We start from the raw sequence: 19,218 nt of genomic DNA on the forward strand, positions 1-19,218 counted from the left end.
ATGTCCGACCGCATCTTCCTCCGGGGCATCGAACTGCACGCTCATCATGGGCTGCATGAGGAGGAGGCGCGGCTCGGCCAGCGCTTCATCGTCGACATCGATTGGTGGCTCGACGCGGCGCCCGCCGCAATTGCCGACGATTACGGAGCGACGGTCGGCTATGAGAAGGTCTTCGCGCTGGTGCACGAGGTGTCCTCGGGTCATCGCTTCCACATTCTGGAGGCGCTGGCACAGGCGATCTGCCAGACGGTGCTGGAGCGGTACCCGGCGGTGACAAAAGTGCGGGTCGAGTTGCACAAGCCCTCGGCCCCCATCGCCGGCATCTTCCGCGACGCCGGCGTGGAGATTACCCGGGCCCGCTGAGCGTCAGCGGCGGCGCTGGGCGCGCACGGGGACGGTCACGCCGACCACCGAGCGAGAGGGGAACGGGGCATAGCTGCGCCCGCGCGTCTCGTAATTGCGGGCGACGCGGGCGAAACGGTCACGCCACGGCTCCTCGATCCGCGCATAGGTGAACGACGCCAGCGCGATCACCAGCGCGACGAAGCCCGCGAGCAGCACCGTGGTGAGCAGCGGATTGCCGAGATCGTACAGCGTCTTGGCGTGGCCGAGCACATCCACCTGCTGGCGCACCGCGACACCCGCCACGTCGCCATAAAGCCAGATGCCATAGGCGAGCAGGATCAGCAGCGGCATGTGGATCAGGTAGATCGAGTAGGACCAGCCGCCGAGCGCGCGCAGCGGGCGGGTGCGCAGCGCCGCCGAGACCAGGCCGCCCTCGCGGGCGAAGACGAGGATCGCCGCGCCGAAGGCGACGGGGGCAAGAACGCTCCACGGCCGCACCTCGTCCGGTCCGATGCCGACCAAGGCGATGAACAGGCCCGCGAGCACGACCGCCGTCACCTCCCAGAGCGTCGCCATCGGCAAGGCCCGGTGGCGCAGCCGCTGGTGGAGATGATAGGTCAGCACCCCACCGAAGAAGCCGGCGATGCAGCGGATGAAGCCGTAGTCCGCAGTGGAGTTCATATAGGTCGGTGCCGCCAGCAGGATGGCCCCCATCGCCAGCAGCATGACGGCGATCGCCGCCGGCACAAGCCGCGGGGCTCCCGCCAGCAGGGTGACCGCCGCGAACAGGGCGTAAGTGTAGAACTCCGCCCCGATGCTCCAGGCCGGGCCGTTCCAGGCTACGCCGTGAAAGCCCATGGAGTTGAGCAGCGCCACGTTCAGCAGCAGCGCCCGCAGGGAGTAGTTGCCGGTGCCGGCTTCGATCATCAGATTGTCGGGATGCCGGCCGTAGAGATTGATGGCCATGACCGCCAGCATGAAGGCGAACAGCACCGCCAGATGCAGCGGCCAGAGCCGGCCGACACGCCGCAGCAGGAACCCGCCGACATGGCGCCCGCTGCGCAGGCGGTCGCGATAAGCGTGGCAGACCACGAAGCCCGACAGCACGAAGAAGAAATCGACGAACAGATACGCGTTGGAGATCACGCTCCAATGCAAATAATCCAGTCGGATAATGTAAATGAAATGGTAGATGATGACCATGACGGCACAGATACCGCGCCAGGAATCGAGAGCTTCGAACCGTTCGTTCGTCGCCGTCATCTTCATGCTCATGTGTCCTCTGCAGGCGCAGTCGTCACCGCACCGGGCCCCCACCCAGCGATCCATTAACCGGGAGGGTTGGATCAGGTTCCCTGATGCATGAAAGGCGACGGCGCGCGGGGGCTTTCAGATCGCGGCGCAAGGCTCTACTTGTTGGGCACCCCTGTACGGAGCCTTCCCATGTTGCGTGATGCCGAGCCTCAGCCTGTCCGCCTCAGCGACTACCGGCCGCCGGACTGGCTCGTGGATACCGTGCATCTCGATGTGCGCCTGCACCCCACCGCCACGCGGGTGATTGCACGCCTTGCAATGCGTCCCAACCCGGAGGGGCGCGCCGGCTCACCCATCGTGCTCGACGGCGACGGGCTGGTGCTGAAGGCGGTCGCACTGGATGGCGAGCCACTGGCCGGCACGTCCTATGCCGCAAGCCCCGAGTCTCTCACCATTCTGGTCCCGCCGCAGCAGCCGCTCGAACTGACCATCGAGACGCTGATCGACCCCTCCGCCAATACCAAGCTGATGGGCCTCTACCGCTCGAGCGGCACCTACTGCACGCAATGCGAGGCGGAGGGCTTCCGCCGCATCACCTATTTCCCGGACAGGCCCGACGTTCTCGCCGTCTACACCACACGCATCGAGGCGGAGCGCGACGAAGCATCCGTGCTGCTCGGCAATGGCAACCGGGTGGAAGCCGGCGACATCGAGGGCACGAGCCGCCATTATGCCGTCTGGCATGATCCCTGGCCGAAGCCCTGCTACCTCTTCGCCCTGGTGGGTGGAAATCTGGAGCGCATCGGCGATCATTTCACCACGGCCACCGGCAAGCAGGTCGAACTCGGCATCTATGTCGAGCCGGGCAAGACGGGCCGAGCCGGCTACGCCATGGACGCGCTCAAGCGCTCCATGCGCTGGGACGAGGAGGTCTTTGGCTGCGAGTACGACCTCGACGTGTTCAACATCGTCGCCGTGGCCGACTTCAACATGGGGGCGATGGAGAACAAGGGTCTCAACGTCTTCAACGACAAATACGTGCTGGCGACGCCGGAGACGGCGACCGACGCGGACTATGCCAATATCGAGGCGATCATCGCCCACGAATATTTCCACAATTGGACCGGCAACCGCATCACCTGCCGGGACTGGTTCCAGCTCTGTCTCAAGGAAGGGCTGACCGTCTTCCGCGATCAGGAGTTTTCCTCCGACATGCGCTCGCGGCCAGTGAAGCGCATCGCCGATGTGCGCCTGCTGAAAGCCCACCAATTCGCCGAGGATGCCGGCCCGCTGGCCCATCCGGTGCGGCCGAACACCTATCGCGAGATCAACAACTTCTACACGGCGACGGTCTATGAGAAGGGCGCCGAGGTCGTGCGGATGCTCAAGACCGTGCTGGGCGTGGAGGGCTTCCGGGCCGGCATGGACCTCTATTTCGACCGCCATGACGGCGACGCGGCGACGGTGGAGCAATTCCTTGCCTGCTTCGCCGACGCCAATGGTGTCGATCTCGCGCAGTTCGCGCTGTGGTACGCGCAGTCCGGCACGCCGGAACTTCGGGTGGAATCCTACTGGAACGAGGCGGCGCGCACGCTGCGGCTCGATGTCGAGCAGCGCCTGCGGGCGACATCGGGCCAGCCGAGCAAGCAGCCCATGGTGATCCCGCTGACGCTCGGCCTCGTCGGCCGTGACGGCACTGACCTCCCACTCAACCTTGATGACGGCTCCAATGCCGAGCGCGGCGTGCTGCTGGTCACGGCTCCCAAGCAGACCTTCGTGTTCCGCGATCTGCCGCACCGGCCGGTGCCCTCGCTCAATCGCGGCTTCGCGGCGCCCGTCAAGCTGAGCTCGAACCTGACGACGGACGACCTCGTCTTCCTCGCCGGTCACGACAGCGATCCGTTCAACCGCTTCGACGCGGTGCAGAGCCTCGCGCTGACCCATCTCGTCACGGCGACGCGGGCGCTGCGGGATGGCGAGCCGGCCCCCTCGGCGGTGCCGTTGGTCGCGGCGCTCTCGGCCACGCTGGCAGACGACGCGCTCGACCCGGCTTTCGTCGCCCAGACGCTGGCCCTGCCGTCGGAGACCGATGTCGCTCGCGAGATCGGCCGGGACGTCGACCCCGACGCCATCCACCAGACCCGCCAATGGCTGCGCCGCTCGCTCGGCGAGGCTCTGCGCAGCTCCCTGGAAGCCGCGTATGCGCGCGTCTCGCCCACAGGTGACTATTCACCCGATGCGGCCTCGGCAGGCCGGCGCGCCCTGCGCAACACCGCGCTAGACCTGCTCGCCGCCGCCGGCGGGCCGGCTGACATCGCGCGGGCCTTGGCGCATTTCGAGACCGCCGACAACATGACGGACCGCCTCGCGGCGCTCACCGTGCTCGCCCACAACGCGCCGGACGAGCGAGAGGCGGTCCTCGCCGCCTTCTATGAGCGCTACCGCGACGACCCGCTGGTCATCGACAAATGGTTCGCGCTGCAGGCGCAGATTGCCGAAGTGGGCACACTGGCGCGGGTGCGCGAACTCAGCGCCCACCCGGCCTTCGCCATGACCAACCCGAACCGGGTGCGCTCGCTCATCGGCTCTTTCGCGAGCGCCAACCCGACGCAGTTCAACCGACCGGATGGCGCCGGCTATGAGTTCGTGGTGGAAACGGTGCTCAGCCTCGACAGCCGTAACCCGCAGGTCGCGGCGCGGCTGCTCGCCGCCTTCAAGAGCTGGCGAGCGCTCGAAGCCGTCCGCGCCGGTCGCGCGCAGAGTGCGCTGCGCCGCGTCTCCGACACGCCGGGCCTGTCGCCGGATGTGTCGGACATCGCCTCCCGCGCGCTCGACTGAGCGCGGGGCGCCGATCGGTGGCCCGACCTCTACGCGGCCGGGCCGGCCGCTCAGTACTCGACCACGCCGTCGAGGGCGTAGTGCTTGACCGTCTTGCGGTTGGCGATGAGTTCGTCCACCGTCGGCTTGCCGGTCATGGCGCGCTCCAGCGCGATCTTCATCGCCTCGTAATTGGTGCGGTAGAGATCGGCCTTGTCGAGGTTGGCGTCCTCGGCGCAGCGCGGGTCCAGCCACACCATCACGATCATGCACAGCTCGTCGGCCTGGTCCTTCGGCAGGATGCCCTCGGCCAGCGCGTCGACGATGGCATCGCCGATGGCGCCCTGCACCACGCCGCCGAGCAGGTCGACATATTCCAGCGTGTGGATGGTCGCCTTGGTGGTCATCATCGTCGCCGGGCGCACCTGCTGGTTCAGGTCGCGGACCACGAACATGCGGGTGTGACCCTGCACCTGACCCATCATCGACGCGAAGGCGTGGCCGGCCGGGCCGCGCACCGAACCGATCAGCACCTCGGGCATGGCGTCGGTGTACTGACCATCCGCCGCGAGCACCGTCGCCTCGCCGGTGCGGAACCAAATTTCACTCATTTTTCTCTCCAGGGTGCGCGTGCCGCTGGAGAGCGCATAGCATCAGGGCTTTAGCTCCGTCCATGCGCCTCGCCGACATTACCGCTGCACCGCTGCGACCACCCAGAGATTGCCGATTCCTTAACTTGACTCCCCGGGACTCTGGACAGGGAGGGGGCGATTCGATTCAAATCGGGGTGATTCGGAGAGATGCGGCACATCCCTCCTTCATCGGATCGGGCACTGGGACTTCGGGGGAGACCAGCGATGGCGCGCGCCAACGCTGCAGGCGCATCCGTGCGCGCGCAGGCCATGCAAGGCCTCGCGCGCTCGGTGGCGAAACCTGCATATCAGCGGCTGGTCGACGCCGAACCTTTCATGCGCAAGGCGGTGCCGGCGCTGATCGTGGCGTTTATCGCCATCGTCGCCATAGCCGCGATCATCCAGATCCGCTCCTACCGGGCGGACGCGCTGGCCAATGCCAAAGACGAGCTCGCCCTCTTCTCCGCCGCCGTCTCCAGCGACATCGACCGGCGCAGCGCCGCCGGCACGGCAGTCGAGGCCGTGCTCGCGGCGGCCCTCCCCGCCCGTGCGGTCGACGACCGGCGCCGCTATGGCCTTGTCGATGCCGGCGGCAAGGTCATCGTCACCCATGACGCGGACGGCGCCGGGACCAGCGCCAGCGGCACCGCCGACGCGATCCGCCACCTCATCAGCAATGTGCAGGCCCTCGCCATCTTTGCCGAAGATGCCGGGGTGCTCGAAGTGGCGCTGCCCGACGGTACACCCGCGCTGGCGACCGTCCACAATCTCCATGCTTTGCCGCTGCAACTCGTGGCGCTCCAGCCGATCGGCAGCGCGCTCGCGACCTGGCAGTCCGACACCATCCTCACCGTCACCCTGCTCAGCACCACCGGTGCGGTGCTGATGATCCTCGGCTTCGCCTTTCACTGGCAGGCGACGCGAGCGCGCGAGGCGGACGGGATTTACGACACGGTGCGCGCGCGCATCGACACCGCACTCTCGCGCGGTCGCTGCGGCCTGTGGGACTGGGACATGGGCCGCGGGCGCATGTTCTGGTCGAGCTCCATGTTCGAGATGCTCGGCCATGAACCGCGCGACGAGCTCGTCTCCTTTGGCGAGGTCGCCGCGCTGGTGCATCCCGACGACACGAACCTCTACGATGTCGCCAAGGAAATCGCCGACAAGCCGGGCCGCACCATCGAGCGTGTCTTCCGCATGAAGCACGCGGACGGGCATTGGGTGTGGCTTCGGGCGCGGGCGGAAGTGGTGGCGCAGGAGAATGGCGAGCCGCCGCATCTCGTCGGCATCGCCGTCGATGTGACCGAGGAACGCCGCCTCGCCGAGCGCACGGCCACCGCCGATATGCGGCTGCGCGACGCCATCGAGAGCATCTCGGAATCCTTCGTGCTGTGGGACAGCGCCAACCGGCTGGTGCTGTGCAACTCCAAGTTCCAGTCGCTGCACGGCTTCGGCGACACCAATGTCGCGCCCGGTACACCCTTCGAGACCATCGCCGCCATCGCCCGCCAGCCCGTGGTGCGCATTCCGCTGCGCACCGAGGACCGGCCGGAGGAAGGCGCCCGCGCTTTCGAGGCGCAGCTTGAGGGCGGGCGCTGGCTGAAGGTGGCCGAGCGGCGCACCAAGGATGGCGGCTTCGTCTCGGTCGGCACCGACATCACCGCGCTCAAACGTCACGAAGAACGACTGATGGAGAGCGAAAAGCGCCTGATGGCGCTGGTCGCCGATCTCAGGAAATCGCAGCAGACGCTGGAAATGCAGGCCCTCCAGCTCGCCGAACTCGCGCAGAACTACGCCGACGAGAAGACCAAGGCGGAGGACGCCAATCGCGCCAAGTCCGAATTCCTCGCCAATATGAGCCATGAGCTGCGCACGCCGCTCAACGCCATCATCGGCTTCTCGGAGCTGATGGAAAGTGGCCTGTTCGGGCCGCTCGGCAGCGACAAGTACAACGAGTATTGCCGCGACATCCGCGATTCCGGCCGCTATCTGCTCGACGTCATCAACGACATTCTCGACATGTCCCGCATCGAGGCGGGCCGGGTGCAGCTCAACCTGCAGCCGACCAATCTCGAGGAGATTGTCACCGACGCCATCCGCGTCATGTCGGTGCGAGCGGATGAGAAGCATCTTTCCATCGTCAGCGAGGCGGACGAGGCCGTCACCATCGAGGCGGACCGCCGGGCGCTGAAGCAGATCACGCTCAACCTGATCTCGAACGCCATCAAGTTCACGCCGGAGCATGGGCGCATCACCATTCGCACCCGCGCCTCAAACCGCGCGGCGCTGCTGGTGATCGAGGATTCCGGCATCGGCATCCCCAAAAGCGCGCTGGCCAAGATCGGCAAGCCGTTCGAGCAGGTGGAGAGCCAGTTCACCAAGACCTACAAGGGCTCGGGCCTCGGGCTCGCCATCGCCAAGTCGCTGGTGGAGCTGCATGGCGGCACGATGCGCCTGCGCTCCTCCGAAGGGGTCGGCACGACAGTGGTGATCCGCCTGCCGTTGCAGGGCCGCCCGGCGCTGCATTATCGTAATGCGCCGGCGCGGCCTGCGCGCTAAACACCGCTTATGAGCGACGATCCGAGCTTCATTGATTGCGTGGTGGCGGGGGCCGGCGTGGTCGGCCTCGCCATCGCCCGCGCGCTCGCCCGCGCCGGGCGCGAGGTTCTGGTGCTGGAGGCGACGGGCCTCGTCGGCTCGGAGACCTCGGCCCGCAACAGCGAGGTCATCCATGCCGGCCTCTACTACCCCGCCGGCACGCTTAAGGCACGGCTGTGCGTTGCCGGGCGCGAGGCGCTCTATGCCTATTGCGCCGAGCGGGCCATTCCCCACCGCAATTGCGGCAAGCTGATCATCGCCACCACCGAGGCGGAGACGGCCAAGCTCGCCGCCATCGACGCCCATGCCCGCGCCTGCGGCGTCACCAGTCTCGAACCGCTCACCGGAACGGAGGCGCGGGCGCTGGAGCCGGCGCTGAACGCGGTCGCCGCCCTATTCTCACCAGCGACCGGCATCATCGACAGCCATGGTCTGATGCTCGCCCTCCGCGGCGATCTGGAAGACGCCGGGGGCATGATCGCCTTCAATGCGCCGATCCTTGGCGGCGAGGTGACCACGGACGGCATCGTCCTGCGCGTCGGCGGCGAGGAACCGATGGCGCTGCGCTGCCGCAGCTTCATCAACGCCGCCGGCCATGGGGCCGTGCCGATCGCGCGCGCCATCGAGGGCATTCCCCCGAAGGCGATCCCGACGGCCTATTTCTGCAAGGGCAGCTACTTCACGCTTTCGGGCAAGGCTCCCTTCGCGCGCCTCATCTACCCCGTGCCGGAACAGGCGGGGCTCGGCGTCCACCTCACCCTCGATCTCGGCGGTCAGGCCCGCTTCGGGCCGGACACGGAGTGGATCGCGGCGATGGACTATGACGTGAATCCGGCGCGTGGCGCGGTGTTCTACGACGCCATCCGCCGCTACTGGCCGGCCCTGCCGGACGGGGCGCTGAACCCCGCCTATGCCGGCATCCGCCCGAAGATCACGCCGCCCGGCGCGCCGGCTGCCGATTTCCGTATCGACGGCCCGGAAGAGCATGGCGTGGCGGGGCTCGTGCAGCTCTTCGGCATCGAGTCCCCCGGCCTCACCGCCAGCCTCGCCATTGGCGATCTGGTGGCGGAAAAGCTCGCCGCCACCGGGTGAGCGTCAGGCCCGGCGCCGCTGCCTGAGCGCCGGCTCGGACAGGATACGCTCGAACGCCTCGCGCACCGCGTCCTGCGCCTCGAACAAATGCGCTTCCAAGGTCGAGAAATCCGGCAGCGTACCAGCTCGCGCCAGCAGCCGGCGCAAGGCGGGGCTCGCCTCTTCGGGCTTGAAGGCGCCGGCAATGCAAAGGCGCAGCACCTGCGTGAGATCGTGCATAAGCTTGCCGGTGTCGGCGAGCAGCTGTCCGTCCTGCGGCGCGATGAGCCCGGCCTGCGCAGCCTGGGTGATGACCTTCAGCGTCGACGTCTCGACGATGGCGGGATGCGCCCGCCCATGGGCGAGGACGAGATACTGGGCGATGAACTCGATATCGACCAGACCGCCCCTGGCGTATTTCAGATCCCAGCGAGCCTCGTCGCCCTTCTCGTCGGCGATGGCGCTGCGCATGTCGCGAATATCCTCGGCGAGCCGGACGGGATCGCGCTCGCGGCGCAGCACCTCGGTGATCGCCGCCTCCACACGCGTACGGAAGGCCGGGGATGCCGAGACCACGCGGGCGCGGGTGAGCGCCATGTGCTCCCAGGTCCATGCCTCCTCCGCCTGATAGACCTCGAAGCGCGGCAGGCTGGTCGCCACCGGGCCGGAGCGCCCGGAGGGACGCAGCCGCAGATCCACCTCATAGAGCTGGCCGGCATTGGTCGGGGTGGTCAGGGCGCTGACGAGGCGCTGGGTGAGACGGGCAAAGTACTGCGCGCCATAGAGCGGCTTCGGCCCGTCGCTCTCAGGGTGCTCGGCGTCGAAATCATAGAGCACGATGAGGTCGAGATCGGAGCCCGCCGTCATCTCCCGCCCGCCCAGCTTGCCCATGGCGAGCACCGCCATCTCCGCCCCGGCGAGCCGCCCATAGGCCTCGCGGAAGCGCACCGCCACCGCCGCCTCCAGCGCGCGGATCAGCACATCGGCCAGCCGCGCGAAGGCCTCGCCGGCGCGGGCAGCAGGCAGCGTGCCGGAGAGGATGCGCACGCCGATCAGCACATGCTGCTCCTGCCGGAAGCGGCGGGCGCGGTCGAGCAGGTCTTCCTCGTTCTCGGCAAATTCCAGCTCGCGGTCGAGCCGCCCGGTCAACGCCGCCTCGTCCGGCAGCGGGCCGAAGAAACTGGGGTCGAGCAGAGCGTCGATCAGCGAGGGCCGGTGCGCCAGCATCTCGCCAAGGCGCGGCGCGGTGCCGAGAATGGTGGCGAGCAGGCGCACGAGGTCGGGATTGTGAACCAGCGCCGGCATCAGCCGCAGCGCGGTCGGCATCTCCTGGAAAAAGCGATCGGCGGCGATCAGCGCGGCATCGGGCGCCCCGCCGCGTGCCAGCGCATCGAGCAGCAGCGGCACGATGGCGGCGAGCTCGGCGCGGACGTGCTTCGGCCGCAGCGCCCGGTACTCGCCGCCCATCCAGCCGCGCACCAGTGCGCTCGCCGCGAGCGGCTCGGCATAGCCGAGCTTGTGCAGCGTCGCCAGCGTCTCGCGATCGTCCTTTTCGGGGGGAAAGTCGAGCCGCCCCTCCACCGCCGCGCGCGGCGGGGCGTCCTCGAACAGGCGGGCATAATGATCCTGCACGCAGGTGAGGCGCTCGGTCAGCGCGCGGGCGAAGATAAGGAGCTTGGCGTAGCCCATGAAGCGGGCGAAGTCGGCCAGCGCCTCCTCGTCCTCCGGCAGGGAATGGGTCTGCGCGTCCGCCACCATCTGCAGCCGGTGTTCGACCCGGCGCAGGAAATGATAGGCCTCGTCCAGCTCGGCGCGCGCTTCCTCACCGATCCAGCCGGTCCTGGCGAGGCGGGCCAGAGCTTCCAGCGTGCGCGGGGTGCGCAGATCCGGGTCGCGGCCACCGGCGATGAGCTGCTGGGTCTGGGCGAAGAACTCGATCTCGCGAATGCCGCCGCGCCCCAGCTTGACGTTGTGCCCTTCCACCGCAATGGCGCCATGGCCGCGAAAGGCATGGATGTCCTGCTTCATGGCGTGGACATCGGCCACCGCCGCCCAGTCGAGCGAGCGGCGCCAGACGAAGGGCGAGAGCTGCCGGAGGAAGGCCTCGCCCAGTGCGATGTCGCCGGCGATGGGCCGCGCCTTGATGTATGCGGCCCGCTCCCAGGTCGCGCCCTCGCGTTCGTAATAATCGAGCGCCGCCTCCACCGAGACGGCGACTGGCGTGGAGGCCGGATCGGGGCGCAAGCGCAGATCGACGCGGGCGACGTAGCCGTCGGCCGTGCGCTCCTGGATGAGGCGCACGAGACGCTGGGTGAGCCGGACGAAGAAGGGCGCCGCCTCGACACGCTCGGCCAGCGGCGCCGCCTCGGGGTCGTAAAGCACGATCAGGTCGACATCGCTGGAATAGTTGAGCTCGCCCGCCCCGTGCTTGCCCATGGCGAGCAGCGTGTAGCCGCAGCCAGCTGCCTCGCCACGGCGCAGCTTGCCTTCTGCATGGGCCTCGCGCAGCAGGAAATCCGTGGCGGCGGCAATGGCCGCGTCCGCCGTGGCGGTGAGCTCGGCCGTCACCGCCGTGAGGTCGAGCACATCGCCGATGTCAGCGAGCGCGATAGTCAGCGCGCTCTGCGCCCGCAGGCGCCGCAACGCCGTTGCCACCCCTGAATCCTCCGTGCTCGCCGCCACCGCCGCCTGCATCGCGGCGCGGCCCTCGGCGAGGGCTTGCATCGGGTCGCTCTCAAGGATGGCGACAAGGCGCGCCGGGTCGAGCCGGATCAGTTCCGTCAGGAAGGGCGAATGGCCGACGACACGGGCCAGAACGCCGCGTGCGCCGGGATACGCGGCCAGCAGGGCGTCCAGACGGTCACGGATGGCGGGATCGGCGGCGTCGAACAGCGCGCGCAGCGCGGCCGGCGGTTTGGCGGGAATACGGGAACCCTTTTCCAGCCGCAGCCGCGCGGCGAGGCTGCCATGGACCGACGCCCTCACGCTTGCCGCCAGCGCGTCCGCCGCCCGAACATTCCCTTGCTCCGGCGTCCTGCTGGCGTGTTTCTCCGCCATGTCGTGTTCGGCCTCCCACCCTGTCAAATGACTGTAGCGGGATTTGGTTGCCGAATCCTGAGGCATTCCGCTCCGGCACGAGCGGAGACCGCCCGCGTCAGACCGCCCCCTCATCCGCATCGAGCGGCAGCTCGATAATCACCGCGAGGCCCGGATTGTTGCTCTCAAGCACGATCGTGCCGCCATGCAGGCGCACCACCGCCGCCACCAGCGAGAGGCCGAGACCGAAGCCCGGGCGCGTCCGGCTCGCTTCCAGCCGGACGAAACGTTCCAGCACGCGGGCGCGGTCCGCCTCGGCGATGCCGGGCCCCTGATCGCTCACCACCAGCCGCGCCTTGCTCTCCAGCCGCCGGGCCTCGATGCGGATCTGCCGGCGCTCGCCGGGCACCTCCGGCGTGCTGTACTTGATCGCGTTATCGATCAGGTTGGAGAGCGCCTGCGCCACCAGTTCGCGCACAGCCTGCACCGGAAGGGGGCCTTGCGCCTCGACCACGAGGTCGAGCCCGTTCTCGTCCGCCACCGGCTCATAGAGCTCGGCGACGCCCTCGACCATGGCGGCGAGGTCCGCGCGAACCATGGAGGCGCTGGCTTGGCCAGCCTCGGCGCGGGCGATCATCAGCAGGGCGTCGAAGGTACGGATCAGCCCGTCGGATTCGTCGATGGTCTGCTCGGTGGCGGCGCGCCACTCGCCATCGCTCCGCGCCGTGCGCAGCGCGTCCTCGGCCCGGTTGCGCAAGCGGGTAAGGGGTGTCTTAAGGTCATGGGCGATGTTGTCGGAGACCTCTTTCAGCCCCGCCATCAGCGCCTCAATGCGCTCCAGCATGGCGTTGAGGCTGAGGGCCAGCCGGTCGAACTCGTCGCCCGTGCCATCCACCTCCAGCCGGCGCGAGAGATTACCGGCCATGATGACCTCGGAGGTCGCGGTCATCCGGTCGATGCGCTTCAGCACGCGCCGCGTGACGAACAGGCCACCGGCGATGCCCATGAGCACGAGGAGCCCGAGCCCCCACAGCGCCGGCCCGATGATGATCTTGCGCAGTTCCTCGCGCTCGACCACGTCGCGACCGATGAGCAGACGGAATTCGCCGGGGAGGAAGATGACATTCACCAGCGCGCGGCTGGGCGGGGCAGACTGCTCGTCGGAACCGACATAGTCGATCTCGCGCCACCCCTCCTTGTCGAGGAAGTTCAGCGGCAGGTTCAGCACATTGCCGGCGAGCGGCTCGCCATTGAAGCTGGTGACCAAGAGGAGGCCGGCATCGGGGGCGCGCGAGCGGCGGTTGACCACCTGCACGAGCCGGCTGACGCCACCGCGCTCGAACTGTCCCTGCATGAAGCGGATGTCGCTCTCGATCGCTTCCACCGCCTGGCGGGTGACGAGGCGCTGCGTGTGCCAGCCGAGATAGGCGATGACCGAGCCGGCGAAGACCGCAAAGACGAGGATATAGGCCGCGATCAGTTTGAAGGCGGTGGAACGGATCAGCCTAGCGAGCGACGTCACGGACGATATATCCCGCGCCGCGCACCGTATGGAGCAGCGGCGGATCGAAGCCCTTGTCGATCTTCGAGCGCAGGCGCGAGACGTGAACGTCGATCACGTTGGTCTGCGGGTCGAAATGATAGTCCCACACATTCTCCAGCAGCATGGTGCGCGTCACCACCTGCCCGGCATGGCGCATGAGATATTCAAGCAGGCGGAACTCGCGGGGTTGCAGCACGATTTCCTGCCCGCCGCGGGTGACGCGATGCGCCAGCCGGTCGAGTTCGAGATCGGCGACGCGGTACACCGTGTCCGTCGCCTGCGGCCCTCCGCGACGGGCGAGCGCCTCGACGCGGGCGAGCAACTCGGAGAAGGCATAGGGCTTCGGCAGATAATCGTCGCCGCCGGCGCGCAGGCCGGTCACGCGGTCATCGACCTGCCCAAGGGCGGAAAGAATGAGCGCCGGCGTCTTGTCGCCGCGCCCGCGCAGCTCCGAGATCAGCGAGAGCCCGTCGCGGCGCGGAAGCATACGGTCGACGATCAGCACGTCGTAGCCCCCGTCCAGCGCCAGGGCGAGTCCTTCCTCGCCATCACCGGCAATGTCCACCACATGGCCGGCCTCGCGGAACGCCTTGCGCAGATAGTCGGCGGCATCGCGATCATCTTCCACGACGAGCAGGCGCATGGCGTCTTCGGCACTCTTCCTGATATCCGCCGGATCGAGCGTTAGGGGCTCGCGGCCCGCAGCGGAATCGGCGCGGTGGGAACTCATCTCCATGTACGTCATTTCGGCCCTCGCGCCTATCGCGGTGCCACATCAGCGACCGCCGGGGAGCTTGAAACGAGGACGCGGGAAGCCCTTTCGGACTCCCCGCGCCACCGGACCGGTCGCAGCCCAAGGGGGGCGACGGAACAGACTGCGTCCGGAACCGACGGTCAGCCGCGCTGGTCGCCCAGCGAGATCGCGACGAAGCGGGTGCCCTGATCGGACTTCACGCGCATCAGCACGGCCTTACGGTTGTCCTTCTTGGCGGCGGCGAGGCCGTCGCGCACGTCACGCGGGCTCATCACCGGCTTGCCGCCGACGTCGAGGATGACATCGCCAGCCTTCAGGCCACGCTCGGCCGCCGGGCCGTTCGGGTCGACTTCGGTGATGACCACGCCCTGGTCGCCGGCGCCGGCGACACCCTTGGCCGGGGCGAGGCTGAGGCCGAGACGCGGCACGTCGCGGCCGCCTTCCTCCTGCTGGCCACCCTTGGCAGCGTCGTTCGAGGCGACGTCGGTGGGGAGCTGCTCCAGCGTGACCGGCACGTTGATGGTCTTGCCGTCGCGCAGCACGCTGAGGTTGATCGTCGTGCCGGGCTTCTTGCGGGCGACCTCGCGGGACATTTCGCGGGAGTCCTTGATGATCTCGCCGTCAATGGCGGTCACCACGTCACCGGGCTTGAGGCCAGCCTTCTCGCCGGGAGTGCCGGGCTGCACCTGGGCAACAAGCGCACCCTGCGCATCCTTGAGCTCCAGCGCCTCGGCGACCTCGTCGCTCACCGGCTGGATCTGCACGCCGACATAACCGCGCGCGACCTGGCCACCGGCCTTCAGCGCGTCCACCACCTGCAGCACGGTCTCCGAGGGGATGGCGAAGGCGATGCCGACATTGCCGCCCGAGGGCGAGACGATGGCGGTGTTCACGCCGATCACGTCGCCGTCGAGGCTGAAGGTCGGGCCACCGGAATTGCCGCGGTTGATCGGGGCGTCGATCTGGATGAAGTCGTCATAGGGGCCCGAGCCGATGTCGCGGCCACGCGCCGAGACGATGCCCGCGGTGACGGTGCCGCCGAGGCCGAACGGGTTGCCGACCGCGACCACCCAGTCACCCACGCGCGGCGCCTTGCCGGCGAGCTTCACCCAGGGGAAGTCGGACTTGCCGTCGACCTTCAGCAGCGCCACGTCGGTGCGCGGATCGGTGCCCACCACCTTGGCGGTGTAGGTCTTGCCGTCGGTGAGGGTCACGTCGACCTCGGAGGCACCATCGACCACGTGATTGTTGGTCACGACATAGCCATCGGCCGAGATGAAGAAGCCGGAGCCCTGACCGACGACGCGGCCATGGCCGGGACCACCGCGACGCGGGCCCATTTCCGGACCGTTCGGGCCGAGGCCGAAGCGGCGCATGAAGCGCTCGATCTGCGGGGGAACGTTCTGGTTGCCCTCCTCATTCATGGCGACCTCGTCGTCGCCATCCTTCTTCACCTTCACGCTGACGACGGCGGGCGAAACCTTCTCGACAATGTCGGCGAAGGAGAAGGTGCCGGCCGGCTGGTTGGTGGAGATCTGGGCGTTGGCCGGCGTCACGCTCTCCGGCAGCAGGAGGCCGCCAACGGCGCCGCCGGCAAGGGCGAGGGTGAACACGCCAGCGAGCAGGCGGGTGCGGCTGCGGCGCAGGGTGGAAGTGGTGGGCTGCGAAGGCGCGGTGCGCGACATGAAGCGTTCCTCGTTCAACGTCTGTCCCCCCGGCTCGGGAGGCGTTGAAGGAGAAGCTAAGGGCCGTCGCCTTAACGCAGGCTGGCGGGGCGATTAAACTTTTGTAAGGTCAGCGCTTGCGGGATCGGGCTCGCCGAGCGCGGTGCGCAGCCGCGCTTCTTCCTCCGGCGAGAGCGGCGCCGCGGGTTCCGTGCTCGCGCGGCGGCGGCGATAGGCGATGACGGCGCCAGCCGCGCCGATCAGCAGCACCGCGAAGGGCGCCGCCCAGAGCAGCAGATTGGCGCCATGGAAGGTCGGGCGCAGCAGCACGAACTCGCCATAGCGGGCGACGAGAAAATCCAGCACCTGCTGGTTGCTGTCGCCCGCCTCGATACGCTCGCGCACGAGCAGGCGCAGATCCTTGGCGAGCGGGGCATCGGAATCGTCGATGGACTGGTTCTGGCAGACGAGGCAGCGCAGCTCCTTGGAAAGCTCGCGCGCCCGCGCCTCCTGCGCCGCATCGGGCAGGATCTCGTCCGGCTGCACGGCCAGCGCCGGCCCGGACAAAAGGGCGAGGGAAAGGCTCAGAGCGAGCAAGCTGCGCCGCATCGCCCTCACTCCGCCGCCTCCGTCAACACTTCCGGCGAGAGCTTCTCACGCGCCTGCAGCAGCTCCAGCGCGAGGATATGCCCGGCCTCGTCATAGTCGAGGATGACTCCGGGCGAGACCTCTTCGCTTTCGACGACATCCCCCGTGCTGAAACGCACATAGAGCGCGTTCGCCTCCGGATCATATTTGAGCTTCATGGCCGCCGCGCTCCGCGATCAAAAAAAGCGGTGACGGCGAAAAGTGCATCGCCGTCATCGCGATAGACTACACGCAAAATTCTGTCGCCGCGCTCCTGTATGGCCCGGAAGGCGCGACGGAGTTCCGGGTCTGCAAGATCGGGTTCAACCCACTCAGGCTCCGACAGGGTGCGTTCCACCCACTCAGCCGCTATGCCCCGTTCCTCCATCACGTCGAGGATATGGGCGCTGAAGCGAAGCCGTGCCACACCTCACTCCGCCGCCACCGGCGACGCCGGGGCTGGGACGGCTTTCGGCTTCTTGGCGGGCTTGGGGGCGCCGACCCGCAGGCGGCGGTCGGAGAGCGAGAGCACGCCACCCAGCGCCATCACCACCGAGCCGAGCCAGATCAGCGTCACCAGCGGCTTCCAATAGGCGCGCACGCCGACGCCGCCGCCGGGCAGTTCATCGCCAAGGCTCACATAGAGCTGGCTGAACCAGAAGGTGCGGATGCCCGCTTCCGTCGTCGGCATGTTGCGGGCGAGGAAGATGCGCTTGGAGGATTCGATGGTGCCGATCTCGACCCCGCCGCGGCGGATGGTGAAGATGCCGGCGAGGTCGCGGTAATTCGGCCCGTTGCGCGGCTCGAGCCGCGCGAGGGTCAGCTCATAGCCACCGACCTCGAAGCTGCCGCCGAGCTTCACGCCGGTGATGCGCTCGGCGTTCCAGCTGGTTTCCGCGATGATGCCGAACAGGCAGACACCGACGCCGGCATGGGCGATGGCCGCGCCCCAGGTGGCGCGCGGCAGGCCGCGCAGGCGGGCGAGCGACGTCGCCGCCGGCACGCGGCCGACCGCGCCGCGCTCGGCGATGTCCACCACCGCGCCGATGACGATGAAGGCCGCGAGGCCCATGCCAAGGGGCGCCAGCGCCGGTCCGCCGCCCTGCATGTAAAGCGCAAGGCCGGCGATGAGGATGGCGGCGCCGAAAGCCACCATCAGCCGCTGCGCCGCCCCGGCGAGATCGCCGCGCTTCCAGGCGAGCAGCGGCCCGAACGGCATGGCGAACACAACGGGCAGCATCAGTGCGCCGACCGTCAGGTTGAAATAGGGCGGGCCGACCGTGATCTTGGCGCCGTTCCAGGATTCCAGCGCCAGCGGGTAGAGCGTGCCGACCAGCACGGCGGCGGCGGCGGCGGTGAGCAGCAGATTGTTCAGCACCAGCGCGCCCTCGCGCGAAATCGGCGCGAAGATGCCGCCCTGCCGCAGCATCGGTGCGCGCAGCGCATAGAGCGCGAGCGAGCCGCCGATGAAGAAGATCAGGATGCAGAGGATGAACACGCCGCGCGAGGGATCAGTGGCGAAGGCGTGCACCGAGGTCAGCACGCCCGAGCGCACCAGGAAGGTGCCGAGCAGCGACAGCGAGAAGGCGAGGATGGCCAGAAGGATGGTCCACACCTTCAGCGCGTCGCGCTTTTCCATCACCACGGCGGAATGGATCAGCGCGGTGCCGGCGAACCACGGCATCAGCGAGGCGTTCTCGACCGGATCCCAGAACCACCAGCCGCCCCAGCCGAGCTCGTAATAGGCCCAGTAGGAGCCCATGGCGATGCCGACGGTGAGGAAGGCCCAGGCGGCGAGCGCCCAGGGCCGGACCCAGCGCGCCCAGGCGGCGTCGATCCGCCCGTCAAGCAGCGCGGCGACGGCGAAGGCGAAGGTGACGGAGAAGCCGACATAGCCGAGATAGAGCAGCGGCGGGTGAATGGCGAGGCCGATATCCTGCAGGATCGGGTTCAGATCCTGCCCTTCCGCCGGCGGCGGCACCACCCGCGCGAACGGGTTGGAGGTGAGCAGGATGAACAGCAGGAAGGCGACGCCGATCGAACCCTGCACGCCCAGCACATTGGCCTTCAGGCTCGCGGGAAGGTTGGAGCCGAACAGCGCCACCAGCGCGCCGAAGATCGCCAGCACCAGCACCCAGAGGAGCATCGAGCCCTCATGGTTTCCCCACACGCCGGTAACCTTGTAGAGCATGGGTTTGAGCGAGTGCGAATTCTCGACCACGTTCAGCACCGAGAAATCGGACTGCACATAGGCCGCCGTCAGCACCGCGAAGCTCAGCGCGACAAAGCCGAAGAACCCGATGGCGAGCGCCGGGCCGGTGCGCATCAGCGCCGCGTCCCCGACCCGCGCGCCCCAGATCGGGAGCACCGTCTGCAGGATCGCCAGCGCCAGCGCCAGCACCAGCGCGTATTGGCCGATTTCCGGGTTCATTGCGTCGCCTCGCCTTCCTTCCAGACGCCCTGTTTCTTCAGCGCGTCGGCGACTTCCTTGGGCATGTATTTCTCGTCATGCTTGGCGAGCACGGTGTCGGCGCGGAAGCTGCCGTCACCCTCCATGACGCCCTCGGCGATGACGCCCTGCCCCTCGCGGAACAAGTCCGGCAGGATGCCGGCATAGGCCACCGCGATGTCGGCGCCGCCATCGGTGACGACGAAGCGCACATGGGCGTTGTCCTGCCGCACCACGCTCCCGTCCTTCACCAGCCCGCCAAGGCGCAGCCGCGTGCCCGGCGCGGTGCGCTCGGCGGCGATCTCGCTCGGGGCGCGGAAGAACACGATGGTGTCGTTCAGCGCGAACAGCACCAGCCCGGCGGCGATGCCGAGCACGCCGAGCGCGGCGGAGATGAGAACGAGGCGGCGCCCTTTGCGGGTCATGGT

The 19,218-nt window shown here is 68.2% G+C and carries 15 protein-coding genes; 4 read left to right on the forward strand and 11 right to left on the reverse strand.

What is annotated here, in order from left to right; genetic code table 11:
* Entirely contained in the window at positions 1 to 363 is a 363-nt protein-coding gene (gene folB / locus OU996_RS19940) for a dihydroneopterin aldolase (protein ID WP_267583326.1), read from the forward strand.
* A gap of 3 nt (positions 364 to 366) precedes the next feature.
* Here folB and OU996_RS19945 read toward each other — a convergent pair whose 3' ends face one another.
* Positions 367 to 1,620: an acyltransferase family protein gene (locus tag OU996_RS19945; protein ID WP_267583327.1), complete on the reverse strand. Its 1,254-nt coding sequence runs from the start codon at positions 1,618 to 1,620 to the stop codon at positions 367 to 369.
* A gap of 168 nt (positions 1,621 to 1,788) precedes the next feature.
* Here OU996_RS19945 and pepN point away from each other — a divergent pair, with 168 nt between their 5' ends.
* Complete coding sequence (gene pepN, locus OU996_RS19950; RefSeq protein WP_267583328.1) at positions 1,789 to 4,437, forward strand: aminopeptidase N; 2,649 nt, start codon at positions 1,789 to 1,791, stop codon at positions 4,435 to 4,437.
* A gap of 50 nt (positions 4,438 to 4,487) precedes the next feature.
* Here the strand turns inward: pepN and fae are convergent, their stop codons facing one another.
* Positions 4,488 to 5,027 carry a formaldehyde-activating enzyme gene (gene fae, locus OU996_RS19955; protein ID WP_267583329.1) on the reverse strand — a complete coding sequence of 180 codons (540 nt, stop codon included), beginning with the start codon at positions 5,025 to 5,027 and terminating at the stop codon, positions 4,488 to 4,490.
* A gap of 246 nt (positions 5,028 to 5,273) precedes the next feature.
* Between fae and OU996_RS19960 the strand changes: the two genes are divergently transcribed.
* Together OU996_RS19960 and OU996_RS19965 are read left to right on the forward strand one after the other, a co-directional pair.
* On the forward strand, positions 5,274 to 7,607 hold the full coding sequence (locus OU996_RS19960; RefSeq protein WP_267583330.1) for a PAS domain-containing sensor histidine kinase: 2,334 nt from the start codon (positions 5,274 to 5,276) through the stop codon (positions 7,605 to 7,607).
* Positions 7,608 to 7,616: 9 nt separating this feature from the next.
* Complete coding sequence (locus tag OU996_RS19965) at positions 7,617 to 8,738, forward strand: NAD(P)/FAD-dependent oxidoreductase (protein ID WP_267583331.1); 1,122 nt, start codon at positions 7,617 to 7,619, stop codon at positions 8,736 to 8,738.
* Positions 8,739 to 8,741: 3 nt separating this feature from the next.
* Here the strand turns inward: OU996_RS19965 and OU996_RS19970 are convergent, their stop codons facing one another.
* The 9 genes from OU996_RS19970 to ccmE form a co-directional block, all read right to left on the reverse strand.
* A complete protein-coding gene (locus OU996_RS19970) occupies positions 8,742 to 11,774 on the reverse strand; it encodes a bifunctional [glutamine synthetase] adenylyltransferase/[glutamine synthetase]-adenylyl-L-tyrosine phosphorylase (RefSeq protein WP_267583332.1) in 3,033 nt (1,010 codons plus the stop codon).
* A 97-nt stretch (positions 11,775 to 11,871) separates the two neighbouring features.
* Complete coding sequence (locus OU996_RS19975; RefSeq protein WP_267583333.1) at positions 11,872 to 13,275, reverse strand: sensor histidine kinase; 1,404 nt, start codon at positions 13,273 to 13,275, stop codon at positions 11,872 to 11,874.
* Positions 13,259 to 13,939 (reverse strand): response regulator transcription factor, encoded by a 681-nt coding sequence (locus OU996_RS19980; protein ID WP_267583334.1) that lies wholly within the window; start codon positions 13,937 to 13,939, stop codon positions 13,259 to 13,261. Before OU996_RS19980 ends, OU996_RS19975 begins: the two co-directional genes overlap by 17 nt.
* A 251-nt stretch (positions 13,940 to 14,190) precedes the next feature.
* Positions 14,191 to 15,735: a Do family serine endopeptidase gene (locus OU996_RS19985; protein WP_267583335.1), complete on the reverse strand. Its 1,545-nt coding sequence runs from the start codon at positions 15,733 to 15,735 to the stop codon at positions 14,191 to 14,193.
* Between the two features lie 93 nt (positions 15,736 to 15,828).
* Entirely contained in the window at positions 15,829 to 16,323 is a 495-nt protein-coding gene (locus tag OU996_RS19990; protein ID WP_267583336.1) for a cytochrome c-type biogenesis protein, read from the reverse strand.
* A 5-nt stretch (positions 16,324 to 16,328) separates the two neighbouring features.
* Positions 16,329 to 16,520, reverse strand: a complete 192-nt coding sequence (locus tag OU996_RS19995) for a DUF2283 domain-containing protein (RefSeq protein WP_267583337.1) — start codon at positions 16,518 to 16,520, stop codon at positions 16,329 to 16,331.
* Positions 16,517 to 16,768, reverse strand: coding sequence for a DUF4258 domain-containing protein (locus tag OU996_RS20000; protein ID WP_267583338.1), 252 nt, complete (start codon positions 16,766 to 16,768; stop codon positions 16,517 to 16,519). Before OU996_RS20000 ends, OU996_RS19995 begins: the two co-directional genes overlap by 4 nt.
* A 3-nt stretch (positions 16,769 to 16,771) precedes the next feature.
* A complete protein-coding gene (locus OU996_RS20005; protein WP_267583339.1) occupies positions 16,772 to 18,772 on the reverse strand; it encodes a heme lyase CcmF/NrfE family subunit in 2,001 nt (666 codons plus the stop codon).
* Positions 18,769 to 19,215, reverse strand: a complete 447-nt coding sequence (gene ccmE, locus OU996_RS20010; RefSeq protein WP_213756804.1) for a cytochrome c maturation protein CcmE — start codon at positions 19,213 to 19,215, stop codon at positions 18,769 to 18,771. The genes OU996_RS20005 and ccmE overlap by 4 nt, the downstream gene beginning before the upstream one ends.
* Positions 19,216 to 19,218 lie beyond the last annotated feature (3 nt).

The organism is Ancylobacter sp. SL191 (assembly GCF_026625645.1).
Taxonomy (GTDB): Bacteria; Pseudomonadota; Alphaproteobacteria; order Rhizobiales; family Xanthobacteraceae; genus Ancylobacter.

What these genes read in the sequence shown, in the direction of transcription:
- pepN (WP_267583328.1), top strand. Translation starts at nt 1,789, where the DNA reads ATGTTGCGTGATGCCGAGCCTCAGCCTGTCCGCCTCAGCGACTACCGG.
- OU996_RS19945 (WP_267583327.1), bottom strand. Translation starts at nt 1,620, where the DNA reads ATGAGCATGAAGATGACGGCGACGAACGAACGGTTCGAAGCTCTCGAT.
- OU996_RS19960 (WP_267583330.1), top strand. Translation starts at nt 5,274, where the DNA reads ATGGCGCGCGCCAACGCTGCAGGCGCATCCGTGCGCGCGCAGGCCATG.
- OU996_RS19985 (WP_267583335.1), bottom strand. Translation starts at nt 15,735, where the DNA reads ATGTCGCGCACCGCGCCTTCGCAGCCCACCACTTCCACCCTGCGCCGC.
- fae (WP_267583329.1), bottom strand. Translation starts at nt 5,027, where the DNA reads ATGAGTGAAATTTGGTTCCGCACCGGCGAGGCGACGGTGCTCGCGGCG.
- OU996_RS19970 (WP_267583332.1), bottom strand. Translation starts at nt 11,774, where the DNA reads ATGGCGGAGAAACACGCCAGCAGGACGCCGGAGCAAGGGAATGTTCGG.
- ccmE (WP_213756804.1), bottom strand. Translation starts at nt 19,215, where the DNA reads ATGACCCGCAAAGGGCGCCGCCTCGTTCTCATCTCCGCCGCGCTCGGC.
- folB (WP_267583326.1), top strand. Translation starts at nt 1, where the DNA reads ATGTCCGACCGCATCTTCCTCCGGGGCATCGAACTGCACGCTCATCAT.
- OU996_RS19980 (WP_267583334.1), bottom strand. Translation starts at nt 13,939, where the DNA reads ATGCGCCTGCTCGTCGTGGAAGATGATCGCGATGCCGCCGACTATCTG.
- OU996_RS19965 (WP_267583331.1), top strand. Translation starts at nt 7,617, where the DNA reads ATGAGCGACGATCCGAGCTTCATTGATTGCGTGGTGGCGGGGGCCGGC.
- OU996_RS19995 (WP_267583337.1), bottom strand. Translation starts at nt 16,520, where the DNA reads ATGAAGCTCAAATATGATCCGGAGGCGAACGCGCTCTATGTGCGTTTC.
- OU996_RS19990 (WP_267583336.1), bottom strand. Translation starts at nt 16,323, where the DNA reads ATGCGGCGCAGCTTGCTCGCTCTGAGCCTTTCCCTCGCCCTTTTGTCC.
- OU996_RS20005 (WP_267583339.1), bottom strand. Translation starts at nt 18,772, where the DNA reads ATGAACCCGGAAATCGGCCAATACGCGCTGGTGCTGGCGCTGGCGCTG.